Consider the following 20,602-nt stretch of genomic DNA (forward strand, 5'->3'; position numbering starts at 1 on the left):
AGGACTCCCGGGACAAAGCCGATTTTTGGTCTAAAAATTATAGTCTTAAGGAGAGGAAGACAAGATGAAAAAGGAGAGGCTGGATAAACTGCTGGTGGCTCGGGGGTTTGTGGAAACCCGGGAAAAGGCCCAGGCCTTGATTATGGCCGGGGAGGTCTTCGTGGAGGGACAGCGGGTGGAAAAGGCCGGGGCCCGGGTCCCGGTTGAGGCCCGGATCGAGATCCGGGGCCGGGGGTTGCCTTATGTGTCCCGGGGAGGGCTAAAGCTGGAAGGGGCCCTAAAGGTCTTCGAACTTTCCCCTCGGGGATGGGTCTGTGCGGATCTGGGGGCCTCCACCGGGGGTTTTACCCATTGCCTCCTTAAGCACGGGGCCCGCAGGGTTTATGCCCTGGACGTGGGACGAGGGCAGCTCCATGAGAGCCTGCGCCGGGATCCCCGGGTGGTGGTCCTCGAGGGGGTTAATGCCCGGTACCTTACCGCCGAAAGCCTTCCGGAAGCGGTGGATCTGGTGACCATCGATGTCTCTTTTATCTCCCTCAAAAAGATCCTTCCGGCGGCCCTCACCATCCTCAAACCCGGGGGAAGGATCCTGGCCCTGATTAAGCCCCAATTCGAGGTGGGCCGAAGGGAGGTGGGGCGGGGAGGGGTGGTGCGGGACCACGCCAAGCACCGCCGGGTGATAAAAGAAATCTGGTGCTTCGGGGAAGAATTGGGGCTCAAGGCCCTGGGGGTGGCCGAAAGCCCCCTTCCCGGCCCTTCCGGAAATCGGGAGTTTTTCATTTTGTTCCAAAAATCTCCTTTACAAGCCTGAGAGGGATTGTTATTTTGCGAGAAAGTCTGTGGAGGAGGTCTGGCGGTGAAGATTATCTTCGATCCGGAGGTTACGGAGGAGTTAAAGGAGGAAATCCGCAGCCTCGTAGAGGAGGCCGAAATAGATAAAAAGTGCCCGGAATGCGGGGCCCAGGAGATCTATGTGGCCTTGCTCGGAAGGATCCTGGACGTCAAATGTTACGAGTGTGGACATTCCTTCCTGGAAATAGAGATGGAGACCGAGGAGGGGGAATAAGTTCAGCCTTTCCGTCTTTCGATATAGGCGTAGGCGTTGTGGGCGTGAATGGATTCGAAATTTTCGGCCGAGACCGCAAACCAAGTAATGTCTGGGTGTTCCAGCAACCGCTGGGCCACTTCGCGGACCACATCCTCCACAAATCGCGGTCGGCGGTGGGCTTCCTCGGTGACGAATTTTTCGTCCGGTCGTTTAAGAAGGGGATAGACCGGGCTTGAGGCCGAGGCCTCCACGATCTCGATCAGATCTTCCAACCAGACAAAGCGCCGGAAACGCACCCGGAGATTGACCTCCCCCCGCTGGTTGTGGGCCCCGATCTCGCTTATGGCCTGGGAACAGGGACAAACGGTCATCACCGGCACTCTAACCCCCAGAACGATATCCAGCGCCTTTTCGTCTTTGGCCCCGGCAATAAGACAGCGATATTCCATCAGGGAGGGGGCCCGGCTCACCGGGGCCTCCTTTTTAAGAAAGTAAGAAAAGCGTATTTCCAGATGGGCCACCTTGGCTGAGAGCTTCTCCCGCATGCGATCCAGGATAAAGGGAATGTTGCGGATGTGGATCTCCTCCCGGAATTCGTTGAGGATCTCAATGAAGCGGCTCATGTGGGTGCCCTTGAATTCCTGGGGTAGATCTACGAACATGTCGATCTCGGCCACCGTGTGCTGAAGCCCCCGGCGTTTGTCGAGCACCGAGACCGGATAGCGGATGCCCTTGATCCCCACCTTATCGATGGGGATCTCGCAGCTGGCCGGCTCGCTCTGGACGTCTTTAAGCTCCATGGGAAAGGAGGATCCGGGCCAGGCGCCGGGCGGCCTCCACCGCCGGACCTTCTACCTCCAAAAGACTGCGCCCCTCCCTCTCCGCCGCCGCCACCTGCGGGTCTTCCGGAAAGGAGAGCACCGGGCTTTGCCCCAGGGTCTTTTCGATAAAGGCTTCGTCTTCGGTCGTGCGGACGGCGTTTCCCACCACCAGAACGTTTTTAAGCTCTAGCTCCCGGGCCAGGCGGAGGATCTGTTTGGCGGTCTCCAGACTACCCCGGTAAGGCTGGGTGACTACCAGGATGAAGTCCATGGGGACCACGGTGCCCCGGCCGAAGTGCTCTACCCCGGCCTCCATGTCCACCACCACGGCCTCCCGGGCCTGGAGGATGAGATGGGAAAGGAGCCGGCGCAGGACGGTCTGCTCCGGGCAGGCACAGCCCCCTCCAGCCTCTCTTATGGCCCCGAGGACCATGAGCTTGAGTCCGTCCCGGGTGAGCATAAACCTTTCCGGAAGATCCTCGATACGGGGGTTCAGGGTATAGTAGGGGCCGGCCTTCTCCGCCCTTTCGGCCAGAAGCTCCCGCATCTCGGAAAGCGGCGTGAGCTTTTCTTCCTCCGAAAAGCCGAGCAAGCGCCCCAGATGAGGGCTGGGATCGGCATCGATGGCCAGGACGGAAAGGCCTTCCTCGCGCAGGGCCCGGCAGAGGAGGGCCGCCACCGTACTCTTTCCTACTCCGCCCTTTCCGCAGAAGGCGATTTTCATGAGAATGATTTTAACAGCTTTTCAATTTTCTCCCAGGGCACGGCCCCGGGGCGCAGAAGCTCCACCCGTTCGGAGACCACGGAGACCAGGGTGGAAGGCTTTTCTCCGGGGCAGGGACCGCCGTCCAGGATAAGGTCGATCTCGGGAAAATAGTGGGCCACCTCTTCGGCGGTTCGGGCCGGAGGCTCTTCGGAAAGATTGGCGCTGGTTCCGGTAACCGGCCCGCGAAAAAGGCGGGGGAGATCCCGGGCCAGAGGATGAGAGGACACTCTCAGGGCCACGGTTCCGGTCTCAGCGGTGAGCCAGGGAGGGATATCCGTCCGGGCGCGGAAGACAATGGTCAGAGGCCCGGGCCAGAAGTGCTCCATCAGGAGCTCGGCTACCGGAGGTATTTCTTCCACCAGCCGGCCCACCTCCTCCCGGTCCCCGAGGAGAAGGAGAACCGGCTTGTCCCTCCGGCGGCGCTTGACCTCATAGAGTCTTTCAATGGCCGCCGGGTTGAAGGGATCGGCCCCCAAACCATAAAAGGTCTCGGTGGGAAAACCCACCAGCCCCCCCTCAGAGAGCACCCGCAGGGCCTCACTTAAGGCCTCTTCCTCTTCCGCACGCAGGATCTTCATCCCGAAGAAAGGTTTTTACGATAATTCTGGAGTTTCCTGCGCAGGCGTTCCTCGGAAAGGGCCAGAATCTCTACCGCAAGAAGGGCGGCGTTGGCAAAATTCCCTATGCCCACCGTGGCCACCGGCACCCCCCGGGGCATCTGCACTATGGAAAGGAGGGCGTCCACCCCCTTAAGAGGCCCGGCAGCCACCGGCACCCCGATTACCGGAAGGGTAGTATGGGCCGCCACCACCCCGGGAAGATGGGCGGAAAGGCCCGCCCCGGCGATGAGGACCTTGGTCCCCCGGGCTTCGGCCTCCTCCGCATAGCGGCGGACCTTCTCCGGGGTGCGATGGGCCGAAGCCACCACCACCTCATAAGGGACCCCGAACTCCTGAAAGACCCTCTCGGCGGCCTCCACCTGGGAAAGATCGCTCGGGCTTCCCACCAAAAGGCCCACCTTGGGGGGCTTAAGATGTTTCAGGGCCTTGGCCCCAATGTCCCTGCGGAAATGGGCTCCTTCAAAGGAGATCTTTTCCACCGCTTCGTAGGCCCGGTCGATGGCCGAGGGGAGGTCTTCGGCCAGGGCCGTGACTCCCAGGACCCGGCCTCCGGAGGTCACCAGTCGCCCTTCAGCCTCGGCCACTCCGGCCATAAAGACCTTTACTCCGGGGATTCTTTCGGCCTCCTCAATTCCGCGAATTTCCTTGCCCTTTTCGTACTTTCCGGGATAGCCCTCAGAGGCCAGGACCACACAGACCGCAGGCTCCGGCCTTACCTTCACTTCGCCTTCGGCAAGCCTTCCCTCAAAAGCGGCCTCGATGAGTTCCACCAGATCGGACTCCAGGCGCATGAGGACCGGCTGGGCCTCCGGATCCCCGAAACGGCAATTAAATTCCAGCACATAAGGCCGCCCCTTTACCATCATGAGCCCCCCGTAAAGCACCCCCAGATAGGGCCGTCCCTCCCGGGCCAGGGCCCGGATGGTGGGTTTCATAATCCGTTCAAGGATCTCCTCCTGAAGCTCCGGAGTGACCAGAGGGGCCGGGGAATAGGCCCCCATGCCCCCAGTGTTGGGGCCCCGGTCTCCGTCAAGGAGGCGCTTGTGATCCTGAGAGGTGGGCAGAGGCAGCACCACCTCCCCGTCGGTAAGGACCATGAAGGAGGCCTCCTCTCCCACCAGGCATTCTTCGATGACCACCCGGGCCCCGGCCTCCCCGAAGACCCGCTCTTCCATGATCTTTTCCACTGCAGAAAGGGCCTCCTCCACGGTCTCGGCCACGATGACCCCTTTGCCCGCGGCCAAGCCATCCGCTTTGACTACAATGGGAGCCCCGGTCTTCTCGATATAGCGCTTGGCCGCCGTGGGGTCGTCGAAGACCTCGAAACGGGGCACGGGGATTCCATAGCGGGCCAGGAGTTCCCGGGCAAAGGCCTTGCTGGCCTCAATTTCGGCCGCGGCCTTCGTGGGTCCAAAGACCCGAAGCCCCCTTTCCTGAAAATAGTCGGCCAGTCCCCGGGCCAGGGGATCCTCCGGTCCCACCACGGTGAAGGCCACCTCCTTTTCCCGGGCGGACCGGGCCAGGGCCTCAAAATCAAAGGGGTCGATGGGCAGACAGACACATTTTTCCTCCCGGGCGATGCCCGCATTTCCCGGGGCACAGTAGACCTTCTCCACCTTCGGACTCTGGGCTAACTTCCAACATAAGGCGTGCTCCCGTCCCCCTCCTCCGACCACCAGAACTTTCATGGCCTCCTCCTCTCAAAGATTTTTTCTCAGACAGTCCCGGAGACGGCGTAGGCCCGGCACATAAATGGAAAGCCGCGGGCTAAAATTCGGGGATCTCTTCCAGGCGCACCAGGTCTTCATAGGTTTCTCTTTTTCTTACCACGAAAAAGCGCGCCCCGTCCACCAGGACTTCGGCGGCCCGGGGCCGGGAATTATAGTTGGAGGACATCACAAAGCCGTAGGCCCCGGCACTCATCACCGCCAAAAGCTCCCCCGGCCTTACCGCGGGAAGCCTTCTTTCCCGGGCCAGAAAGTCTCCGCTCTCGCAGATGGGGCCCACCACGTCGGCCACCAGGGTCTCCCCTTCCAGAGTTTCCCTGATCGGCTGGATGCGGTGGTAGGCCTGGTAGAGGGTGGGGCGGATAAGGTCGTTCATCCCTGCATCTACGATCACGAAGGTGCGCCCTTCGGGGTTTTCCTCGGTGGGAGGGTGATGTTTTACATAAAGGACCCGGGTGACCAGAATGCCTGCGTTTCCGGCAATCACCCGTCCGGGCTCCAGGATAAGGGTGGTCTCTGGGAGGTCCCGCATCTCCCGCAAAAGGGCCTCCGCATATTCCCGGGGCGGAGGAGGCTCCTCTTCTCCGTAGACAATCCCCAGTCCCCCTCCCAGATCGAGATACCTCAAGGGCAGGCCCTCTTCCCGCAGCCGGAGGTAGAGGGTCTTAAGGCGCCTTAAGGCCTCCACAAAAGGGGAGATCTCCGTAAGCTGGGAGCCGATATGGCAGTCCACTCCCACGGGCTCCAGATAGGGGTCCTCCTTGGCCCGAAGGTAGGCCTGGAAGGCCAGGCCCTCCGGAAGTCCGAATTTGTTTTTCTTGAGCCCGGTAGAGATGTAGGGATGGGTACGGGGGTCCACATCGGGGTTGACCCGAATGGCCAGAGGGGCCTTGCGTCCCAGGCGCCGGGCCACCCGGGAAAGGGCCTCCAGTTCTCCCAGGCTCTCCACGTTGAACATGAGGATCCCGGCCGAAAGGGCCTCCTCCATCTCCTTTTCGGTCTTGCCCACCCCGGAAAAGACGATCTTTTCCGGAGGAATGCCGGCCCGGAGGGCCCGGTAAAGTTCTCCCCCGGAGACGATGTCCGCCCCGGAGCCCTCCCGGGCCAGGAGCGCCAGCACTGCCAGATTGGAGTTGGCCTTCACCGAATAGCAGAGGAGGTGGGGGATCCCGGAAAAGGCCTCTCGAAAGACCCGAAAATGGCGCCTCAGCGTGGCTGCAGAATAAATATAGACCGGAGTGCCCACCTCCTCGACGATACGGGCTACCGGGACCTCTTCGGCATAAAGTTCCCGTTTATGATAATGAAAATGGTGCATCTTCTTTCCTCAACCTAGGGAGTGACGCAGATCTCCGGGGTAGCAAAACCCGGGATCAGCGTACCGTAGTATGATAAAAGAGGCTCTACCCGGTAGCAATAGGTCTTTCCGGCCCGGGCCGAGGTGTCAAAAAGGCTCGTCTCCCGGATAGGGGGGAAGACCTGAGAGGGGCCTTCTCCCTCCCGGCGCCTCACGCGATAAAGGACCAAATGCTCCAGAGGAAAGTCCTGAAGGTCTTTCTTTACGGGCCTCCAGGAGAGATAGACCGTATGCGGGACCAGGACCTTTACCGAGAAATCTTCCGGGGTCCGGGGCGGGGTGTGCCAGCAGAGGGCCTGGGGGGGAGTCCAGTCGCTTCGGGAGCGCCAGCCCTTTACCGCCCGCACCCGAAAGCGGCAACACCACCCGGAGCGCAACCTCCGCTCTCGCCAGAGGAATTCCTCAAGCCGGGAAGGGGAATCCCCGAAGGGAATCTTCTCCCGGGTCCGTATTTCCGGGCCGGGGCCTTCGGCCGGCCGACAGACCCGCTCCACCTCGAAGGCCTTGATCTTCTTGAGGGGCACCCCTCTTACATCCTCAAGTGGGACCTTAAAGCGCAGTTCCACGAATAGGGGACGAGGGAGGAGACGGAGATCCTTAGGGGCCTCGGGACGGGCCTCTTCCGGGGGCACCGGGGGCCCCTTGCGCCCGCAGCCTGGACTCAAAAAGAAAAGAAGGAGCAGGAAAAGAAGAGGGCCTTTAAGAAAGCCGCCCATGGGATTCAGTAGCGGGTAAGGAAATTGCGCAGGAGAAGGACTCCTTCCGGAAGATCGGCGCTCCGGAAGTCCCACTCCCGCGGAGGCCGGCGGAGCCGACGCCAGGCCGAAAGGGAGGTCCCGATGGACTCCGGATGAAATTGTACTCCTTCCAGGGGATATTCCCGGTGCCGCACCCCCATGATCTCCCCGTCTTCGGACCGGGCGGTGACCTCAAGCTCCGGGGGCAGGCTCTTTTCCTCAATGGCCAGGGAGTGATAGCGCATGGCCTCAAAGGGATTAGGCAGACCCTCGAAGATCCCCCGGCCGTCGTGAGAGATTTCGGAAGTCTTTCCGTGCATGAGACGCCGGGCCCGCACAATGCGCGCCCCAAAGGCCGCCCCGATACACTGGTGCCCCAGACAGACCCCGAGGAGGGGGACCTTCCCCGCAAAGTGCCGGATGAGGGGGACGGAGATCCCGGCCTTGGAGGGATCACAGGGTCCGGGAGAAACGATGATGTGGGTAGGATCCAGGGCTTCGGCCTCGGCCAGGGTGATCTCGTCGTTGCGAAAGACCCGAATCTCTCCCCCGGGAAAGAGCCTTTCGAGCATCACCCCCAGGAGTTGCACCAGGTTATAGGTAAAAGAATCGTAGTTGTCGATGACCAGAAGGCGCACGGTCTAGACCACCCCCTTTTTGACCAATTCCAGGGCCTGCATCATGCCCCGGGCCTTGTTGAGGGTCTCCTGATACTCCCTTTCCGGATCGGAATCGGCCACAATCCCTGCCCCGGCCTGGAGGTAGAGCCGGTCGCCCTTCTGGAAGAGGGTGCGGATGGTAATACAGAGGTCCATATTTCCCGAAAACCCAAAATAACCCACGGCCCCGGCGTAAGGCCCGCGCTTTTCCGGCTCCAGTTCCTCGATGATTTCCATGGCCCGGATCTTGGGGGCCCCGGAGACCGTGCCTGCGGGAAAGGTGGCCCGAAAGACATCAAACATGTCTTTTCCCGGGGCTAGCTCCCCCCGCACCCCGGAGACCAGGTGCATGACATGGGAATATCTTTCGATAACCATGAGTTCGTGCACCTCTACACTCCCGTAAGTGCAGACCCGCCCCAAATCGTTGCGCCCCAGGTCCACCAGCATGAGGTGTTCGGCCCTTTCCTTGGGATCGTTCAAGAGGTCTTCGGCCAGGGCCAGATCTTCGGTTTCGGTACGCCCTCGGGGCCGGGTCCCGGCGATAGGGCGGGTCTCTACCCGGCGGCCCTCCACCCGCACCAGGATCTCCGGAGAAGAACCGATGAGGGTTTCGTCAGCCAGACGCAAAAAGAAGAGATAGGGGGAAGGGTTGATCTTGCGCAGGGCCCGGTAGAGGGCGAAGGGAGGAAGAGGGGAACGGCCGGAAAAGCGCTGGGAAAGGACCACCTGGATTACGTCTCCCGCGGCGATGTAGTCTTTGGCCCGCTGGACCATCTCCAGAAACCGGCCCTTTTCTATCTCCGGGGAAAGCTCCACCCCTTCGGTCTGAGAGACCGGCGGGGGGTAGATGAGGGGGCCCTTTACCCGGGCCACCATGGCCGAAAGCTCGGCCCTAGCCCTCTCATAGACGGCCTCGGGAGAGACCCCGGGCTCGATCCGGGCATTATAGATGATCTGAAGCACGTGTCGCAGGCGGTCGTAGGCCAGAAGGATCTCCGGGAACATGAAATGGAGATCCGAAAAGCCCATGGGATCCGGGCTTACATCCGGGAGCCGTTCGATGAAACGGATCACGTCGTAGGAGAGAAAACCCACCGCCCCTCCGAAAAAGCGGGGAAGTTCCGGGAAGACCGCGGCCTGAAAGCGGGAAAGGACCTCTTTCAGGCTCTCAAGAGGATCCTCCACCTCCCGGCTGACCTCTCCATGGGGATCAAGCAGGGTGACCCTTCGCCTCCGGGCCCGAAAGATGAGAAAGGGATTCAGTCCGATGAAGCTGTAACGGGCCCATTTTTCGCCCCCCTCAAGGCTTTCCAGGAGAAAGCCATAGTGGCCGGAAACCGTTTTGTAATAAAGGGAGATGGGGGTCTCGAGATCCACCAGGACCTCGGTCCAGACCGGGATGAGGTTGGCCTGCCGGGCCAATTCCCGAAACCTCTCCCGGGAGGGGAAGATCTCCAGATACATGAAAGTCTTTTTACTCGCAACTTAGGGGCTTGGCAAGCAAGGCTCCCTTGACTATCCTAGAGGCTAAAATGGACCTTTTTGAAGAATTCCTTCAGAAAGAGGCCGAAAGGCTACGTACCTGCTGGACCGCCTTTCTGAACCCCTTGAAAGCCCGTCTCCTGCCCCTCCCTTCGCGGTATGCCGAGGAGTTCCAAGAGGCGGAAAAGCTTCCCCCGGAAGAAAAGGAGAATCTCCTGGCAGAGTTAGTGCGGGAGACCAGGGAGGTCCTGGAGTGGCTCCTTTCCCACGGAGAGGTCCGCGAGGTCTTGAAACGGCAGGAACGCATTCGAGTCTTGGAAGAGATCGTAGCTCGTCTGGCTGAACTAGAAGAACAGGTGGATTATCTCCGAGAAGAACTCCTGCGGGATGAACTTACTCGGCTCTGGAATCGCCGGGCCCTCCAGACCTTCTTCCCGGAGATCCTGAAACGTGCTACCAAGGGGCGTGAGATTTATATTTTGGCCTTTTTAGATCTCTGTGACTTCAAAAAGATCAATGATCGCTTTGGGCATCAGATAGGGGATCGTTTTTTGGTGCAGGCCGCCCGCAGACTTAGGGCCTTTACCAAGAGGCTGGATGTGCCGGTGCGCCTAGGAGGGGACGAATTCTGTCTGCTTCTGGCGGCCCCTTCCGTGGAAAAGGCCGAGCCCTTCCTTCGGGATTTAACGGCAACTCCCATTTCCTTGCAGGTCGAAGGTGAAGAAGTAGGACTTTATTTTGCTTGTGGGGCCACGGATGTGCTGGGAGAAGACACCCTAGAAAGTTGCCTCCACCGAGCGGATCTTGCCATGTACGAGCACAAAGTCCTCCTCAAGGAGTGGCTTTCCTCCGGGGCCAAAGGTCCTCCTCCGCGGCCGGTCCTTTCCCGGGCCTTTTCCCGTGATCTTTAGAGGAAAGCTATGGCCCTTAAAGATCTGGAGGCCCTTTTTAGACCTCGAAGGATCGCCCTTTTTGATGTGCGGGATGAGAAACGCTCTCCCGGGGCCCAAATCCTCAAAAATCTCATCCTTCAGGGCTTTAAGGGGGGAGTCTATCCCATAAGTGAAGAAGAGGAAGCGGTCCTGGGGCTCGAGCCCTACCCCGACCTGGCCAGCCTTCCCCGCAGGGTGGATCTAGCCATCCTGGCCGGAGAACCTCACCGCTGGCCGGGACAGATCGAGGCCTGTGGAAGGCACGGGGTAAGGGCGGTGATGATCGTAGGTCTGGACTTCTTTTCCAAGGTCGAGTCTCCAAAAAGTTTCCTGCGTCTTCTAAAAGAGCGGGCTCGGGAGAAGAATCTCCGCCTTCTGGGGCCTAACAGTCTGGGGATCATTGTTCCTCGCCAGCGCTTTAACGCCAGCCTTTTCCCCGGAGATCTCTCCTCGGGTTCTTTGGCCTTTGTCTCCGACAGCGCCACCCTGGCTTATGCCGTTTTGGACTGGGCGGAGGAGAAGAAGATCGGTTTCAGTGCGGTCGTCTCCTTAGGAGAAAAGGCCGACATAGATCTGGCGGACATCATCGACTATCTTTCCCTTGATCCTCATACCCGGGCCATCGTGGCCTATATCAAAGACCTCAAAAACGGACGTAAGTTTATGCGGGCCGCCCGGGCCTTTGCCTGGACCAAACCCCTGGTGGTGGTTCGGGGGAAGGCCCCTCAAGGAGAAAGCCCCGAGTCACTTCTTGAGGCCCTCGCCGCCGATCAAAAGGTATATGATGCAGCCTTTAAACGGGCCGGGGTGGTGCGCGTAGAAGATATCCTGGATCTCTTTTACCTTGCCGAAAGCCTTTCCAAACAGCCCCGCCCTCGAGGGCCGCGCTTGGCTATCGTCACCAATGCCGGAGGGCCGGCGGTCTTGGCTGCCGAGGAGTTGGTCAGACTGGGCGGGGTCTTAGCAAATTTCAGCCCCAAGACCCGGGAAGATCTGACCACCCTTCTCCAGCGCTCTCCGGAAAATCCCCTGGATCTGTGGTCTTCGGCCGATCCCAGCCTTTTCCGGGAAAGTCTGAAATGTCTCCTCCAAGATCCTCAGGTGGATGGCCTCCTGGTAATCTTCACTCCTTCTTTGGAGGCCCCGGTAGAAGAATTCGCCTGGGCGGTAGTGCGGGCCCAGAAGGAATTTCCCTATAAACCCCTCCTGGCGAGTTTTATGGGGGCTACCCGAGTCCTTGAAGGCCGCCAGATCCTCACCAAGGAAAATATTCCCCATTTTGTAAGTCCGGTAGAAGCGGTAAAAAGCTTCTACTACATGTTCCGTTATGAACATAACCTCCGCCTCCTTTCCGAGACCCCGACGGCCGTGGCCGAAGATCTGCAACCCGACCTAGAGGCCCTGCGCCGATTATTTACGGAGATTCGCAAGGAGGGCCGCTTCGAGCTCCGTCCGGAAGAAATACACCGGGTCTTAGAAGCCTACGGCCTTTGCGGAAAGGATCCCCGGGCTCCAGACCTTCCGGCCCCCCTTTTTCTGGCCACCACCCGCCATCCCACCTTCGGGGCCGTGATCCTCTGTGGACTAGGAGGCCTTTGGCTGGAGATGGAAAAAGATTACGCTTTAGGGCTCCCCCCGCTAAACCAGACCCTGGCCCGGCGGCTCCTCGAAGAGACCCGTATTTATGGGTATCTTCGTCAACATCATCCCCAGGCCGCGGTTTTTGTGGAGGAACTCCTGGTGCGTCTTTCTCATTTAGTGGTCAATCTGCCGGAGATCCGGGAGATCTTTATTCCCGCCCTGGAAGTCTCTTCCGGGGAGATCCGGCCTCGGGAGGCCCGGATAGTCCTTGAGGAGGGCTGGCTGGATCTCCCCAGGTTCTCTCTCGGCTATTACTGCCCGGCGCATTTAGCCATCTGCCCTTATCCTTCTCACTTTACCTTTGAGGAACGTCTGAAAGATGGTCGAATGGTAAAAATTCGCCCTATAAAGCCGGAAGACGAACCTCTTATGGCGGAGCTCTTTCGAACCTTTTCGGAAGAGACTATCCGCTTCCGGTTCTTACAAACCAAAAAGAGCCTTTCGCACGAGGAGCTGGCCCGCTACTGCCAGATAGACTACGATCGGGAGCTGGCCCTGGTGGCCCTCCTTCCTCACGAAAAAGAACCCTGCTGGCGAATCGTGGGGGTGGTGCGTCTTATAAAGAGTCCGGATGAGGAAAGTGCGGAGATGGCCGTAGTGGTGGGGGATCCCTGGCAGGGTTTAGGCCTGGGACGTATCCTCTGCGAAAAGATGCTGGCCGTAGCCCGTAATCTCCATCTAAAAAGGATCCTGATGACCATCCTTCGGGAAAATCGGCGCATGTTGGCCCTGGCCGAAAGGCTGGGTTTTGAGGTAAAAGAAGAGGAGGAAGATCTGATCCTTGTAGAAAAAAACCTCTAGGAGGAAGACGGTGGGAGAGGAACTGCGACTTTTACTTTCTCCGGAAAGGATTGCCGAGAGGGTAAAGGAGCTGGGCCGAGAGATTTCACAACTCTACCGGGGCCGTCCCCTGGTGCTCCTGGGTATCCTCAAGGGAGCCTTCGTCTTTCTGGCCGACCTTATGCGGGCCATAGATCTTCCCGAGGTCCAGGTGGACTTCATTCGCCTCAAGAGCTACGGGTTTTCCGACACCTCGGCCGGAGAGGTACAGATCACTAAAGATGTGGAGCTTCCTCTTCGAGGAAAGGACGTCCTGGTGGTGGAAGACATTGTGGACACTGGCTACACCCTGGCCTTTCTCCGGGAGCACCTGCGCACGCATGAGCCGGCCTCGGTGCGCTTTTGCTGTTTCATTGACAAAGCCGAACGGCGCAAGGTGCCTCTCGAATTGGATTTTGTGGGCTTCAAGATCCCCCGAGGTTTTCTCGTGGGCTACGGCCTGGATTACGCCGAACGCTACCGCCATCTTCCCGGAGTCTATGAGGTCCTTCTCCAAAAATAAAAAAGGGCGGCCTAAGGCCGCCCTTTTTCCTCCTAGAAAGAAAGGTTACCACCAGCTGATGGTCTTGTCCGCCTCCCAGATCATCTGGATGAGGCGATCGTAGTCCGCATCCTCCTTGGCCTCATAAAGCTTAAATTCCATGGCCTCGTTTCCTTCGTTGAGAAGGGAGACCAGTTTTTGGACCTCTTCGTTGGGTTCATTACGGTATATATGCAGGATCTTCATCTTAACCCTCCTCAGACGGATTTTCGAAAAACTTGTTAATCAGCGCAGGCCGGAGGCGGCCCATGCTTCTGTTTAGGCATCCCGTAACCGATAATCACGTCGGCCTCCCTCAATCGCTGAGCAAGCTCTTCCAAGGTGATAGGAGTAAGTCCTACTTCTTCAACATTGTATTTCTTGGCTTCCTCGTCCATGGTGTCCACCACCGCGAAGACGTCTCCTTCCATATCCCGGATCCATTCGATATTCTCTTTTACGTACTCCGTGACTCGGGGCATCTTATGATAAAAGACACAGGCATGAGAATAATGATTTTCTACAGATTGGCCTAAGGCAGAACGAATAGCATCGGTGATATACTGACGGTTAGCGATCAAAAAGTAGATTTTCAACGACATAACCGACCTCCTTCAAATTTTTAAAGAACCATGTATTTGCCGCACTCTTCCAAGACCTGGCCGTGGAAGGCCTGGGTGCGCATCTGTTTGGGGGTCATGCCCCCGGGGATGTCCAGTTCCACATCAAAGCCCTCACAGGTGTAACTGTCGGCACAGATGGCCAGATCGTCTTCGGGAACCATCTTTACCAGACGGGCAAAATCCGGCTGCTTGGTGAGGTGCACCGCCTTAAAGGTGAAAAAGATCATGACCTTCTTGCCCGCCCGCTGAGCCGCCTCCACAATCTTCATTAAATGGGGCATATATTGGGGGGTAGTTACAAAGATTCCCAACTTGTCCGGATCCTTAGCCATGACAAACCTCCTTAATTTATTTTATCTAACTAACTTAACCCTTCCTAACGTAAAAGCGCATAAAACCCTGATCCTCTTTGACTCCCAAAAATTCGTGCCCGGCCCGTTCACACCATCCGGGGATGTCGTTTTTGGAACCGGGGTCGGTACCCAACACCTCGAGAATCTGGCCGGACTGCAACTGCTGAATAGCCTTTTTGGTCTTGAGAAGCGGCATCGGACAGGAAAGCCCCTTACAATCAATAGTCAGATCAGGTTTGATTTCGTCAAGATTTACCGCCATTTTTTACACCTCCTTGCTTGGTTTTGTTTTTTAAAGTTCCAACACCAAACGGTTGGTTTCCTCATTCCAATCTACCAAAATTCTCCAAATAAGGAGAAAGACCGCCACCAGAAGAATGGTCCCGGCATAACCCAAGTAGTCGGGCATGAAAACGCTCTTGCCCAGCCACTTACTGACCAATTCTCCCTCATCGTTAACGTAAATAATTTCGTAAACGCTGAAAAGGTGCCTTACTAGGGAGTTGCTCAGTCCGAAAAAGATGGCCACTACCCAGAGTTTAAGCTGCCCCTCGGCCACTCTCCAGAGGCTTCCGGAGCCGCACCCTCCGGCCACGGTCATCCCAAAACCGAAAATAATACCCCCCAACAGGGCCCCCAGCCCAAAGGTGGGAGTCACGTAAGCCATCTCATCCCGGATCCCCGCAGCTTTAAGAACGGCGATCCCGATGGTGGTCAGGAGAAGACTCACGATCACGGCCCGAGCCATAGCCGCCTCTCCGGACATAAAGGGCTCCCGCAAGGCGTTCACAATACAGAGACGGCTCCGGTGCATAGCATAACCGATGCCTGCAGTAAGGATGAGACAGCCCCCCAAGATGGCTCCATTGTCATGCTCGCTTCCGAAATAGGCCCGTGTGGCCAGGAAGAGCCCCACAATAGCGATCAGGGCCAACAAAGGATTAATTTTGGAAAGGTTGATCTCAAAGCCTCCCCCGGCAGGTAAGTGTTCGATTTCCCAGTAGAGGTACTTGACCGCGAAGCGAACCCCGATTACCAGGCCGATCCACATGAGAAGCCCGTTAGCCGCTAGATTATTGATGGCCATGTACATGCCCCCAATGTTACAACCCATGGCCAAAGCAGAACCAATGCCCATAAGGATACCGGAAACAATGGCCTTGACGAATTCGATCCCCGGAGGGACCCGAAAACTGAATTCCCGAGCCAAAGTGGCCGAAAGAAAAGCCCCCCAAAGGAAACCTATATTGAGGACCGAGGAAGAAAACCAAAGAGGGTGCGGAGGCTGATCTTCATAAAGTCCCAAAAGGTAAAAGACCCAGTCTCCCCAGTTCCGCAGGCCCCCCACAATTCCCCAAGGTCGGTACCAGGCCTCGAGGAGGATAACAAAAAAGGCGATAACAATTCCACCCATTAAGGGAGACCAATTTTCTACACAAAGAGAACGGAACACACTACCGGCTTTTTCTTTAAAGACGCTCATAAAGCCTCCCTCCTCACGAAGACTTTTTTGAGTGTTACTTAGCAAAGCCCTCTCTCCCTGTCAAATAGCCTAAGAGATGTTTAATCTAGAAAACAGGCTTTCTTTTTCCAAATAGATTTTACTTTAGGCAAAAATCAGAGCATGGGGGGAGAAATCCTCCCCCCATGCCAAAAAATACAGGCCGCTCCTCTTGCCGTGGGCAATAGTTTACTTCTTGAGGGTGGCATAAGTCTCTTCGGGATGAGGCACATTCTGGCCGTGGCAATCCATACAGTTGTTCTGTGAGGTAATTCCGTTGTGAAGGAGATTGTACAGCACGCGGTTTTTAGGGGTATACTTCTTACCGTTCCGATACCATTCGTTGAGGATCTCGGCGGTCCTGCGGGCCACATCCGCTGAAAGGCGCGCACAGCGCTCCGCTCTTTCTTCAGTAAGAAAGGCCACCCCTTCGGCAGCCATCCAGCGGCCTACGGAGATATGGCACACCGGGGTTCCGGCCACACTCATATTTTGGATCTCGGCCTTGAGGATCTTCCGCGGCTCATATTTGGGCAACGGAGTATAGGAATAGAAGAAGGCCAGATCGTTTACCATAGCCTCTGCAGTATCCGTATCTCGATTTACCAACCCTATTACGATACCTGCCCCGGTCAGCGTTCCGCAGAGGGCTCCCCAGCCGGCCAGACCTCCATGGGCCCACCGGTAGGCGTCCACCGGAAAGTCCCTCCAAGGCCCACCGACTCTTTTTTTAAGCTGACTCACCAGGCCTTCCAGCACCGTAGAACAACACCACTTTTGAAAGTAGTTTCGATACGCCTCCCAGGCCACCTCTTCCGGATCCAATTCCGCATATTCAAATTCCGAGGAATAGGGATAGGCCCAGGCCCGTCCTTCCAAAAGCTTGCCCCCCGTTACCAAACCCGCCATCAAACCTGAAGCCACCAAAAAATCTCTTCTGCTTAGCTTCATGACACCCCTCCTTACTTTGGTTTTTGCAGAGCCCTTTCAGCCCCCTTCTCCATATCCGACTCACAAATTAATATTCTTTTTTTCGCAAAAAGTCAAGTATTAAAGAAATTTTACAGAATTATTGCCAATTAAAGTTATCTTTTTTTGAAATGCTCCGATTTTTTAGTTGTAAGCCCCATAAATAAACTGGGATTTATAAGTTCTAAAAATAATAAAGGGCAGAAAGCTTGTAGGAGGAGGACAAATTGGCTATGTTGGGTGAGGAAAGGAGGGCCGGGCATGGGAAAGGCCTTACGGAGTTGGTGGAAAGTAGGGCTCTTCTTGCTGGGGATTATCCTTTTTCAGGGGAGGCTTATGGCTCAGGGGAGCAATCTTCGCACCGTTGTCCTGGAGAACGGCCTTTCGGCCGTCGTGGAGGAGAATCACCGGGCCCCGGTGGTGGCGGTCCAGGTCTGGGTGCGGGCGGGAAGTGTCTACGAAGATGAGCGCCTGGCCGGGATCACCCACCTCATCGAACACATGATCTTCAAGGGCACGGAAAAGCGCGGCCCGGGAGAGATCGCCGAGGCTATTGAGGCCCACGGAGGCTACATCAACGCCTTCACCTCTTACGACTACACCTGTTATTACATCGTGGGACCGCGGGAGATCCTGGAGATCGCCCTGGATATCCTTTCGGATGCCGTCTTCCACGCCACCTTCGACTCCCAAGAGCTGGCCCGGGAAAAGGAGGTCGTCCTGGAAGAGATGCGCATGCGCGAGGACCGGCCCATGATCGTGCTGGCCGAGGAGGTGATGAAAAGGGCCTACCAACGCTATCCCTATCGCCGGCCCATCATCGGTTACGAGAAAACGGTCCGGGCCATCACCCGCAAGGATATCCTGGACTACGTGAAGCGTTTTTATGTGCCGGAAAACATGGCCGTAGTAGTGGTGGGAGATGTGGAGGCCTCCCGAACCCTTTCCCTCATCCAGAAATATTTTGGCGGAGTTTCGGCCCGCAAGGCCCTGCAGATAAAGCTTCCCGAGGAGCCCTATACCGAGGCCCCGCTCGGTTTTGCGGTCAAGCGCCCGGTAGAAGAAAATTATTTTGAGATCGTCCTTCCCGCCCCCTCCCTCACCGAAGCCGAGGCCCCGGTCATGGATGTGATGGCCGCCCTTCTGGGAGAGGGGCGCTCCTCCCGGCTCTATCTCAAGCTGCGCCAGCGGCTTAACCTGGTCTCCTCGGTGGAGGCCTCGGCCTTCACTCCGGCCGGACCGGGACTTTTTGAGGTCTACGGTACGGCTCCGGCGGAAAATCTCAAGGCCGCCCTCAAGGAGGCCCTGGTGGAGGTCTTCCGGCTCAAGTATGAGCCGGTCCCCGAGGCCGAACTCCGCAAGGCCCGCATCCAGGTCCTTTCCGATTTCGTCCACAGCCGGGAGACCATGGAGGGAGAGGCCCGCAAGCTGGGAACCTTTCAGATGGTGGCCGGGGACCCTCGAGCGGCGGAGAAGTATTTGGAGGCCATAAGACGGGTCTCTCCGGAGGACATCCGGCGGGCTGCCCAAAAGTATTTTGATCCCCAGAAGGTGGTCGCCGGCCTTCTTTCCGCAGAGGTGGACCTCACCCCCCAGGAATTGGCCCAACTGGTAAAGGAGGCAGAGCTTGAGGCCCAGGGGGTGACCGTGCGCGAACTGGGGCCGGTGGTGCCCCCGGTCTTCCGTATCCTCTCCAACGGCCTGCGGGTGATCATTCAGCCCTTGAGGGATGTGCCTTCGGTGGGCCTGGCCCTGGTCTTCCCCGGAGGACTGCGTTACGAGAGCCCGGAAACCAACGGCCTTTTCCGGGCCCTCACCACGGTCTGGCCCCGGGCCACCCAGAAGCATTCGGCCGAAGAACTGGCCGCAGAGATCGAGGCCCTGGGAGGTCGGATCACCGGATTTTCCGGGCGCAACACCTTCGGTCTGGAAGCCTCTTTCCTTTCCGAAGGGTTTGAGAAAGGGCTAAAACTCTTCCTAGAGGTGTTACGGGAGCCGGCCTTAAGTCCGCAGGATCTGGACCGGGCTCGTCCCGAACTCCTTTCGGCCCTCTATCGCCAAGAGGACCAGCCCCTTCAGGTGGCCCTGCGGGAATTCTACCGGGTGATGTTCAGCCCCCATCCTTACGGCCTGAATGTCCTGGGTTCCAAAGACTTCTTCGAGAAGGCCACCGCCGAGGACCTGCGCCGGGCCTATGCCCGGTATGTGCGGCCGGATGCCGGGGTGCTGGCCATTGTAGGAGATGTGGAGCCGGAGAAGGTGCTTTCGGCCCTGGAAAAGGCCCTTTCCGACTGGGAGGCCCCTCCGGAGCCCCTTCCCGAAGACCAGAAACCCCCGGCCCTTTCCGGCCCCCGGATCACCACGGTGACCAAACCTGCCGAGCAGGCCCACCTCCTTCTGGGATTCCGCACCCCTGGACTTTCCGCCGAGGACCGCTATGCGCTGGAGGTCCTGAACGCGGTGCTCGCCGGCCAGGGAGGGCGTCTCTTCCGGGCCCTCCGGGATAAAGAAGCCCTGGCCTACTCTGTGACTTCCTTCCTTTCTCTAGGGGTAAACACCGGAGCTTTGGCCCTTTACATCGGCTGTGCCCCGGACAAGAAAGAGGCGGCCCTTTCCGGTCTCTGGCGCGAGATCACCCGTGTCAAAGAGGGAGGGATCTCGGAAGAAGAACTCTCCCGGGCCAAAAACTGGCTCATCGGTCGCTACGAGACCGAGCTCCAGACCAATCTTTCCCAGGCCATGGATCGGGCCCTGAATGAGGCCCTGGGGCTAGGTTTCAATTACTTCTACCGTTATATCGAGAACATCCGGCAGGTGAGTGCCGAGGAGGTCCAGGAGGCCGCCCGCAAGTATCTGGATGACCAGCATTATGTCCTGGTCATCCTTACCCCGGCCCAGGCTCAGTAAAGCCCTAAGTAGTGCCGCAGGGATTCTCCGAAGGCCATGATCACCGCCGCCCAGAGGGCCGCACGCAAAAGGTCCCTCCGGGCAAGGGGGTGGTGGAAGAATTTCTTAAGGGCCCACTGCAGGAGAAAGGCAAAGGAGAGACCGTAAAGGCAGACCGCGCCCAGAAACTTAAGGGTCTCAAGGACGGTGCGCCCCCAGAGGCCGGGATAATAACGCACGCTCAAAAAGAGAAGCAGCAGAGCCCCGGGTAGATATTCCCGCAAAGTCCGCATATATTCAGCTTAACATGGACGAAAGGGTTCGGGTAAAGATCTGTGGAATCATCCGGGCCGAGGACGCCCGGCTGGCTATCTCCCTGGGGGCCCATGCCCTGGGATTCATCTTCTATCCGCAAAGCCCCCGTTTCATCTCCCCGGAGGCCGCCCGGGAGATCGTGAGGAACCTCCCTCCTCTGGTGACCACGGTGGGGGTCTTCGTGAACGAAACCCCGGAGCGCATTCGAGAGATCGTGGAGGCCGTAGGCCTGGACCTGGTCCAGCTTCACGGAGACGAGCCCCCGGAGGTGGCCCGAATCTTCTTTCCCCGGGTGATAAAGGCCCTGCGGCTGGCCTCCGAAGAGGATCTTTCCCGAATAGAGGATTACCGGGGTTGCGTACGAGGGATCCTGATTGAGCCCCGGGTGAAGGGGTTTTACGGGGGCAGCGGAAAGACTCTAGACTGGGACCTGGCCCGGAAGGCTGTGGAAAAGGGGCTTCCGGTCCTCCTGGCCGGAGGGCTCTCTCCGGAAAACATTCGGGAGGCGGTAGAAAGGGTGAGGCCCTATGGGGTGGACGTGAATTCCGGGGTGGAAAGGGGGCCCGGAAGAAAGGACCCGGAGAAACTCCGGGCCCTCTTCCGGGCCCTGGAAGGGGGTTAGCCTAGACTAGGGACTGCGGTGCCAGGGGCACTGTGGGCAGGGACCCCAGCGTTCATTCATGTCCTGCATGTCCTGGCAGAAACGGTCCTCTGGATTCTTCCGACACCAGTCCCGCATCTCCTGCCAGACCCGGGCCCGGAGTTCGCGCATCTTCTTCCAGTGTCCGCGCATGTTTTCCAT

At 58.2% G+C, this 20,602-nt stretch carries 23 protein-coding genes; 7 read left to right on the plus strand and 16 right to left on the minus strand.

All coding sequences use genetic code 11. From position 1 onward, the window contains the following. Window positions 1-64 precede the first annotated feature (64 nt). Entirely contained in the window at window positions 65-811 is a 747-nt protein-coding gene (locus tag FVE67_RS04670) for a TlyA family RNA methyltransferase (protein ID WP_168719478.1), read from the plus strand. 45 nt (window positions 812-856) lie between these two features. Then, entirely contained in the window at window positions 857-1,066 is a 210-nt protein-coding gene (locus FVE67_RS04675) for a hypothetical protein (protein WP_168719479.1), read from the plus strand. 2 nt (window positions 1,067-1,068) lie between these two features. Here FVE67_RS04675 and folE2 read toward each other — a convergent pair whose 3' ends face one another. The 8 genes from folE2 to trpE all read right to left on the minus strand — a co-directional run bounded on the left by folE2 (window position 1,069) and on the right by trpE (window position 9,202). Beyond that, a complete protein-coding gene (gene folE2 / locus FVE67_RS04680) occupies window positions 1,069-1,848 on the minus strand; it encodes a GTP cyclohydrolase FolE2 (RefSeq protein ID WP_168719480.1) in 780 nt (259 codons plus the stop codon). Further along, window positions 1,838-2,593 carry an ATP-binding protein gene (locus FVE67_RS04685; protein WP_168719481.1) on the minus strand — a complete coding sequence of 252 codons (756 nt, stop codon included), beginning with the start codon at window positions 2,591-2,593 and terminating at the stop codon, window positions 1,838-1,840. Before FVE67_RS04685 ends, folE2 begins: the two co-directional genes overlap by 11 nt. Next, complete coding sequence (locus tag FVE67_RS04690) at window positions 2,590-3,213, minus strand: L-threonylcarbamoyladenylate synthase (RefSeq protein WP_168719482.1); 624 nt, start codon at window positions 3,211-3,213, stop codon at window positions 2,590-2,592. Before FVE67_RS04690 ends, FVE67_RS04685 begins: the two co-directional genes overlap by 4 nt. Continuing rightward, entirely contained in the window at window positions 3,210-4,943 is a 1,734-nt protein-coding gene (gene purD / locus FVE67_RS04695; RefSeq protein WP_168719483.1) for a phosphoribosylamine--glycine ligase, read from the minus strand. Before purD ends, FVE67_RS04690 begins: the two co-directional genes overlap by 4 nt. A gap of 79 nt (window positions 4,944-5,022) precedes the next feature. Further along, complete coding sequence (gene lysA, locus FVE67_RS04700; RefSeq protein WP_168719484.1) at window positions 5,023-6,300, minus strand: diaminopimelate decarboxylase; 1,278 nt, start codon at window positions 6,298-6,300, stop codon at window positions 5,023-5,025. 14 nt (window positions 6,301-6,314) lie between these two features. After that, window positions 6,315-7,055, minus strand: coding sequence for a fibronectin type III domain-containing protein (locus FVE67_RS04705; RefSeq protein ID WP_168719485.1), 741 nt, complete (start codon window positions 7,053-7,055; stop codon window positions 6,315-6,317). 5 nt (window positions 7,056-7,060) lie between these two features. Then, window positions 7,061-7,714: an anthranilate synthase component II gene (locus tag FVE67_RS04710; RefSeq protein ID WP_168719486.1), complete on the minus strand. Its 654-nt coding sequence runs from the start codon at window positions 7,712-7,714 to the stop codon at window positions 7,061-7,063. Between the two features lie 3 nt (window positions 7,715-7,717). Then, a complete protein-coding gene (gene trpE, locus FVE67_RS04715) occupies window positions 7,718-9,202 on the minus strand; it encodes an anthranilate synthase component I (RefSeq protein WP_168719487.1) in 1,485 nt (494 codons plus the stop codon). A gap of 68 nt (window positions 9,203-9,270) precedes the next feature. Here trpE and FVE67_RS04720 point away from each other — a divergent pair, with 68 nt between their 5' ends. From FVE67_RS04720 to hpt, 3 genes are read left to right on the plus strand one after another with little or no spacing between them, the layout of a single operon-like run. Continuing rightward, on the plus strand, window positions 9,271-10,131 hold the full coding sequence (locus tag FVE67_RS04720) for a GGDEF domain-containing protein (protein WP_168719488.1): 861 nt from the start codon (window positions 9,271-9,273) through the stop codon (window positions 10,129-10,131). Between the two features lie 9 nt (window positions 10,132-10,140). Continuing rightward, window positions 10,141-12,594 (plus strand): bifunctional acetate--CoA ligase family protein/GNAT family N-acetyltransferase, encoded by a 2,454-nt coding sequence (locus tag FVE67_RS04725; RefSeq protein ID WP_168719489.1) that lies wholly within the window; start codon window positions 10,141-10,143, stop codon window positions 12,592-12,594. Window positions 12,595-12,604: 10 nt separating this feature from the next. Continuing rightward, window positions 12,605-13,135, plus strand: a complete 531-nt coding sequence (gene hpt, locus FVE67_RS04730) for a hypoxanthine phosphoribosyltransferase (protein ID WP_168719490.1) — start codon at window positions 12,605-12,607, stop codon at window positions 13,133-13,135. A gap of 45 nt (window positions 13,136-13,180) precedes the next feature. Here hpt and FVE67_RS04735 read toward each other — a convergent pair whose 3' ends face one another. The 6 genes from FVE67_RS04735 to FVE67_RS04760 form a co-directional block, all read right to left on the minus strand. After that, window positions 13,181-13,360, minus strand: a complete 180-nt coding sequence (locus FVE67_RS04735) for a hypothetical protein (RefSeq protein WP_168719491.1) — start codon at window positions 13,358-13,360, stop codon at window positions 13,181-13,183. Window positions 13,361-13,395: 35 nt separating this feature from the next. Next, complete coding sequence (locus tag FVE67_RS04740) at window positions 13,396-13,755, minus strand: hypothetical protein (protein ID WP_168719492.1); 360 nt, start codon at window positions 13,753-13,755, stop codon at window positions 13,396-13,398. A 20-nt stretch (window positions 13,756-13,775) separates the two neighbouring features. Next, window positions 13,776-14,108, minus strand: coding sequence for a cobalamin B12-binding domain-containing protein (locus FVE67_RS04745; RefSeq protein WP_168719493.1), 333 nt, complete (start codon window positions 14,106-14,108; stop codon window positions 13,776-13,778). 34 nt (window positions 14,109-14,142) lie between these two features. Further along, complete coding sequence (locus tag FVE67_RS04750; protein WP_168719494.1) at window positions 14,143-14,391, minus strand: sulfurtransferase TusA family protein; 249 nt, start codon at window positions 14,389-14,391, stop codon at window positions 14,143-14,145. A gap of 30 nt (window positions 14,392-14,421) precedes the next feature. Next, window positions 14,422-15,612, minus strand: coding sequence for a YeeE/YedE thiosulfate transporter family protein (locus FVE67_RS04755; protein ID WP_168719495.1), 1,191 nt, complete (start codon window positions 15,610-15,612; stop codon window positions 14,422-14,424). Window positions 15,613-15,819: 207 nt separating this feature from the next. Beyond that, window positions 15,820-16,539 carry a C-GCAxxG-C-C family protein gene (locus FVE67_RS04760; protein WP_210534552.1) on the minus strand — a complete coding sequence of 240 codons (720 nt, stop codon included), beginning with the start codon at window positions 16,537-16,539 and terminating at the stop codon, window positions 15,820-15,822. 321 nt (window positions 16,540-16,860) lie between these two features. On the opposite strand from FVE67_RS04760, the gene FVE67_RS04765 reads away from it, so the two are divergent. Beyond that, entirely contained in the window at window positions 16,861-19,506 is a 2,646-nt protein-coding gene (locus FVE67_RS04765; protein WP_168719497.1) for a M16 family metallopeptidase, read from the plus strand. Here FVE67_RS04765 and FVE67_RS04770 read toward each other — a convergent pair. Next, a complete protein-coding gene (locus tag FVE67_RS04770; RefSeq protein WP_210534553.1) occupies window positions 19,500-19,769 on the minus strand; it encodes a hypothetical protein in 270 nt (89 codons plus the stop codon). The genes FVE67_RS04765 and FVE67_RS04770 overlap by 7 nt on opposite strands. A gap of 23 nt (window positions 19,770-19,792) precedes the next feature. On the opposite strand from FVE67_RS04770, the gene FVE67_RS04775 reads away from it, so the two are divergent. Beyond that, window positions 19,793-20,422, plus strand: a complete 630-nt coding sequence (locus tag FVE67_RS04775; protein WP_168719499.1) for a phosphoribosylanthranilate isomerase — start codon at window positions 19,793-19,795, stop codon at window positions 20,420-20,422. A gap of 6 nt (window positions 20,423-20,428) precedes the next feature. On the opposite strand, the gene FVE67_RS04780 is transcribed toward FVE67_RS04775, so the two are convergent. Continuing rightward, entirely contained in the window at window positions 20,429-20,593 is a 165-nt protein-coding gene (locus tag FVE67_RS04780) for a hypothetical protein (protein ID WP_168719500.1), read from the minus strand. Between the last annotated feature and the right edge of the window lie 9 nt (window positions 20,594-20,602).

This window comes from Thermosulfurimonas marina, from assembly GCF_012317585.1.
Taxonomy (GTDB): Bacteria; Desulfobacterota; Thermodesulfobacteria; order Thermodesulfobacteriales; family Thermodesulfobacteriaceae; genus Thermosulfurimonas_A; species Thermosulfurimonas_A marina.

Bases quoted from the DNA above. Each gene is read 5' to 3' on its own strand.
- FVE67_RS04670 (WP_168719478.1), top strand. From the start codon at position 65: ATGAAAAAGGAGAGGCTGGATAAACTGCTGGTGGCTCGGGGGTTTGTG.
- folE2 (WP_168719480.1), bottom strand. From the start codon at position 1,848: ATGGAGCTTAAAGACGTCCAGAGCGAGCCGGCCAGCTGCGAGATCCCC.
- FVE67_RS04685 (WP_168719481.1), bottom strand. From the start codon at position 2,593: ATGAAAATCGCCTTCTGCGGAAAGGGCGGAGTAGGAAAGAGTACGGTG.
- FVE67_RS04690 (WP_168719482.1), bottom strand. From the start codon at position 3,213: ATGAAGATCCTGCGTGCGGAAGAGGAAGAGGCCTTAAGTGAGGCCCTG.
- purD (WP_168719483.1), bottom strand. From the start codon at position 4,943: ATGAAAGTTCTGGTGGTCGGAGGAGGGGGACGGGAGCACGCCTTATGT.
- lysA (WP_168719484.1), bottom strand. From the start codon at position 6,300: ATGCACCATTTTCATTATCATAAACGGGAACTTTATGCCGAAGAGGTC.
- FVE67_RS04705 (WP_168719485.1), bottom strand. From the start codon at position 7,055: ATGGGCGGCTTTCTTAAAGGCCCTCTTCTTTTCCTGCTCCTTCTTTTC.
- trpE (WP_168719487.1), bottom strand. From the start codon at position 9,202: ATGTATCTGGAGATCTTCCCCTCCCGGGAGAGGTTTCGGGAATTGGCC.
- FVE67_RS04720 (WP_168719488.1), top strand. From the start codon at position 9,271: ATGGACCTTTTTGAAGAATTCCTTCAGAAAGAGGCCGAAAGGCTACGT.
- FVE67_RS04725 (WP_168719489.1), top strand. From the start codon at position 10,141: ATGGCCCTTAAAGATCTGGAGGCCCTTTTTAGACCTCGAAGGATCGCC.
- FVE67_RS04735 (WP_168719491.1), bottom strand. From the start codon at position 13,360: ATGAAGATCCTGCATATATACCGTAATGAACCCAACGAAGAGGTCCAA.
- FVE67_RS04740 (WP_168719492.1), bottom strand. From the start codon at position 13,755: ATGTCGTTGAAAATCTACTTTTTGATCGCTAACCGTCAGTATATCACC.
- FVE67_RS04745 (WP_168719493.1), bottom strand. From the start codon at position 14,108: ATGGCTAAGGATCCGGACAAGTTGGGAATCTTTGTAACTACCCCCCAA.
- FVE67_RS04750 (WP_168719494.1), bottom strand. From the start codon at position 14,391: ATGGCGGTAAATCTTGACGAAATCAAACCTGATCTGACTATTGATTGT.
- FVE67_RS04755 (WP_168719495.1), bottom strand. From the start codon at position 15,612: ATGAGCGTCTTTAAAGAAAAAGCCGGTAGTGTGTTCCGTTCTCTTTGT.
- FVE67_RS04760 (WP_210534552.1), bottom strand. From the start codon at position 16,539: ATGGCGGGTTTGGTAACGGGGGGCAAGCTTTTGGAAGGACGGGCCTGG.
- FVE67_RS04765 (WP_168719497.1), top strand. From the start codon at position 16,861: ATGGGAAAGGCCTTACGGAGTTGGTGGAAAGTAGGGCTCTTCTTGCTG.
- FVE67_RS04775 (WP_168719499.1), top strand. From the start codon at position 19,793: ATGGACGAAAGGGTTCGGGTAAAGATCTGTGGAATCATCCGGGCCGAG.
- FVE67_RS04780 (WP_168719500.1), bottom strand. From the start codon at position 20,593: ATGCGCGGACACTGGAAGAAGATGCGCGAACTCCGGGCCCGGGTCTGG.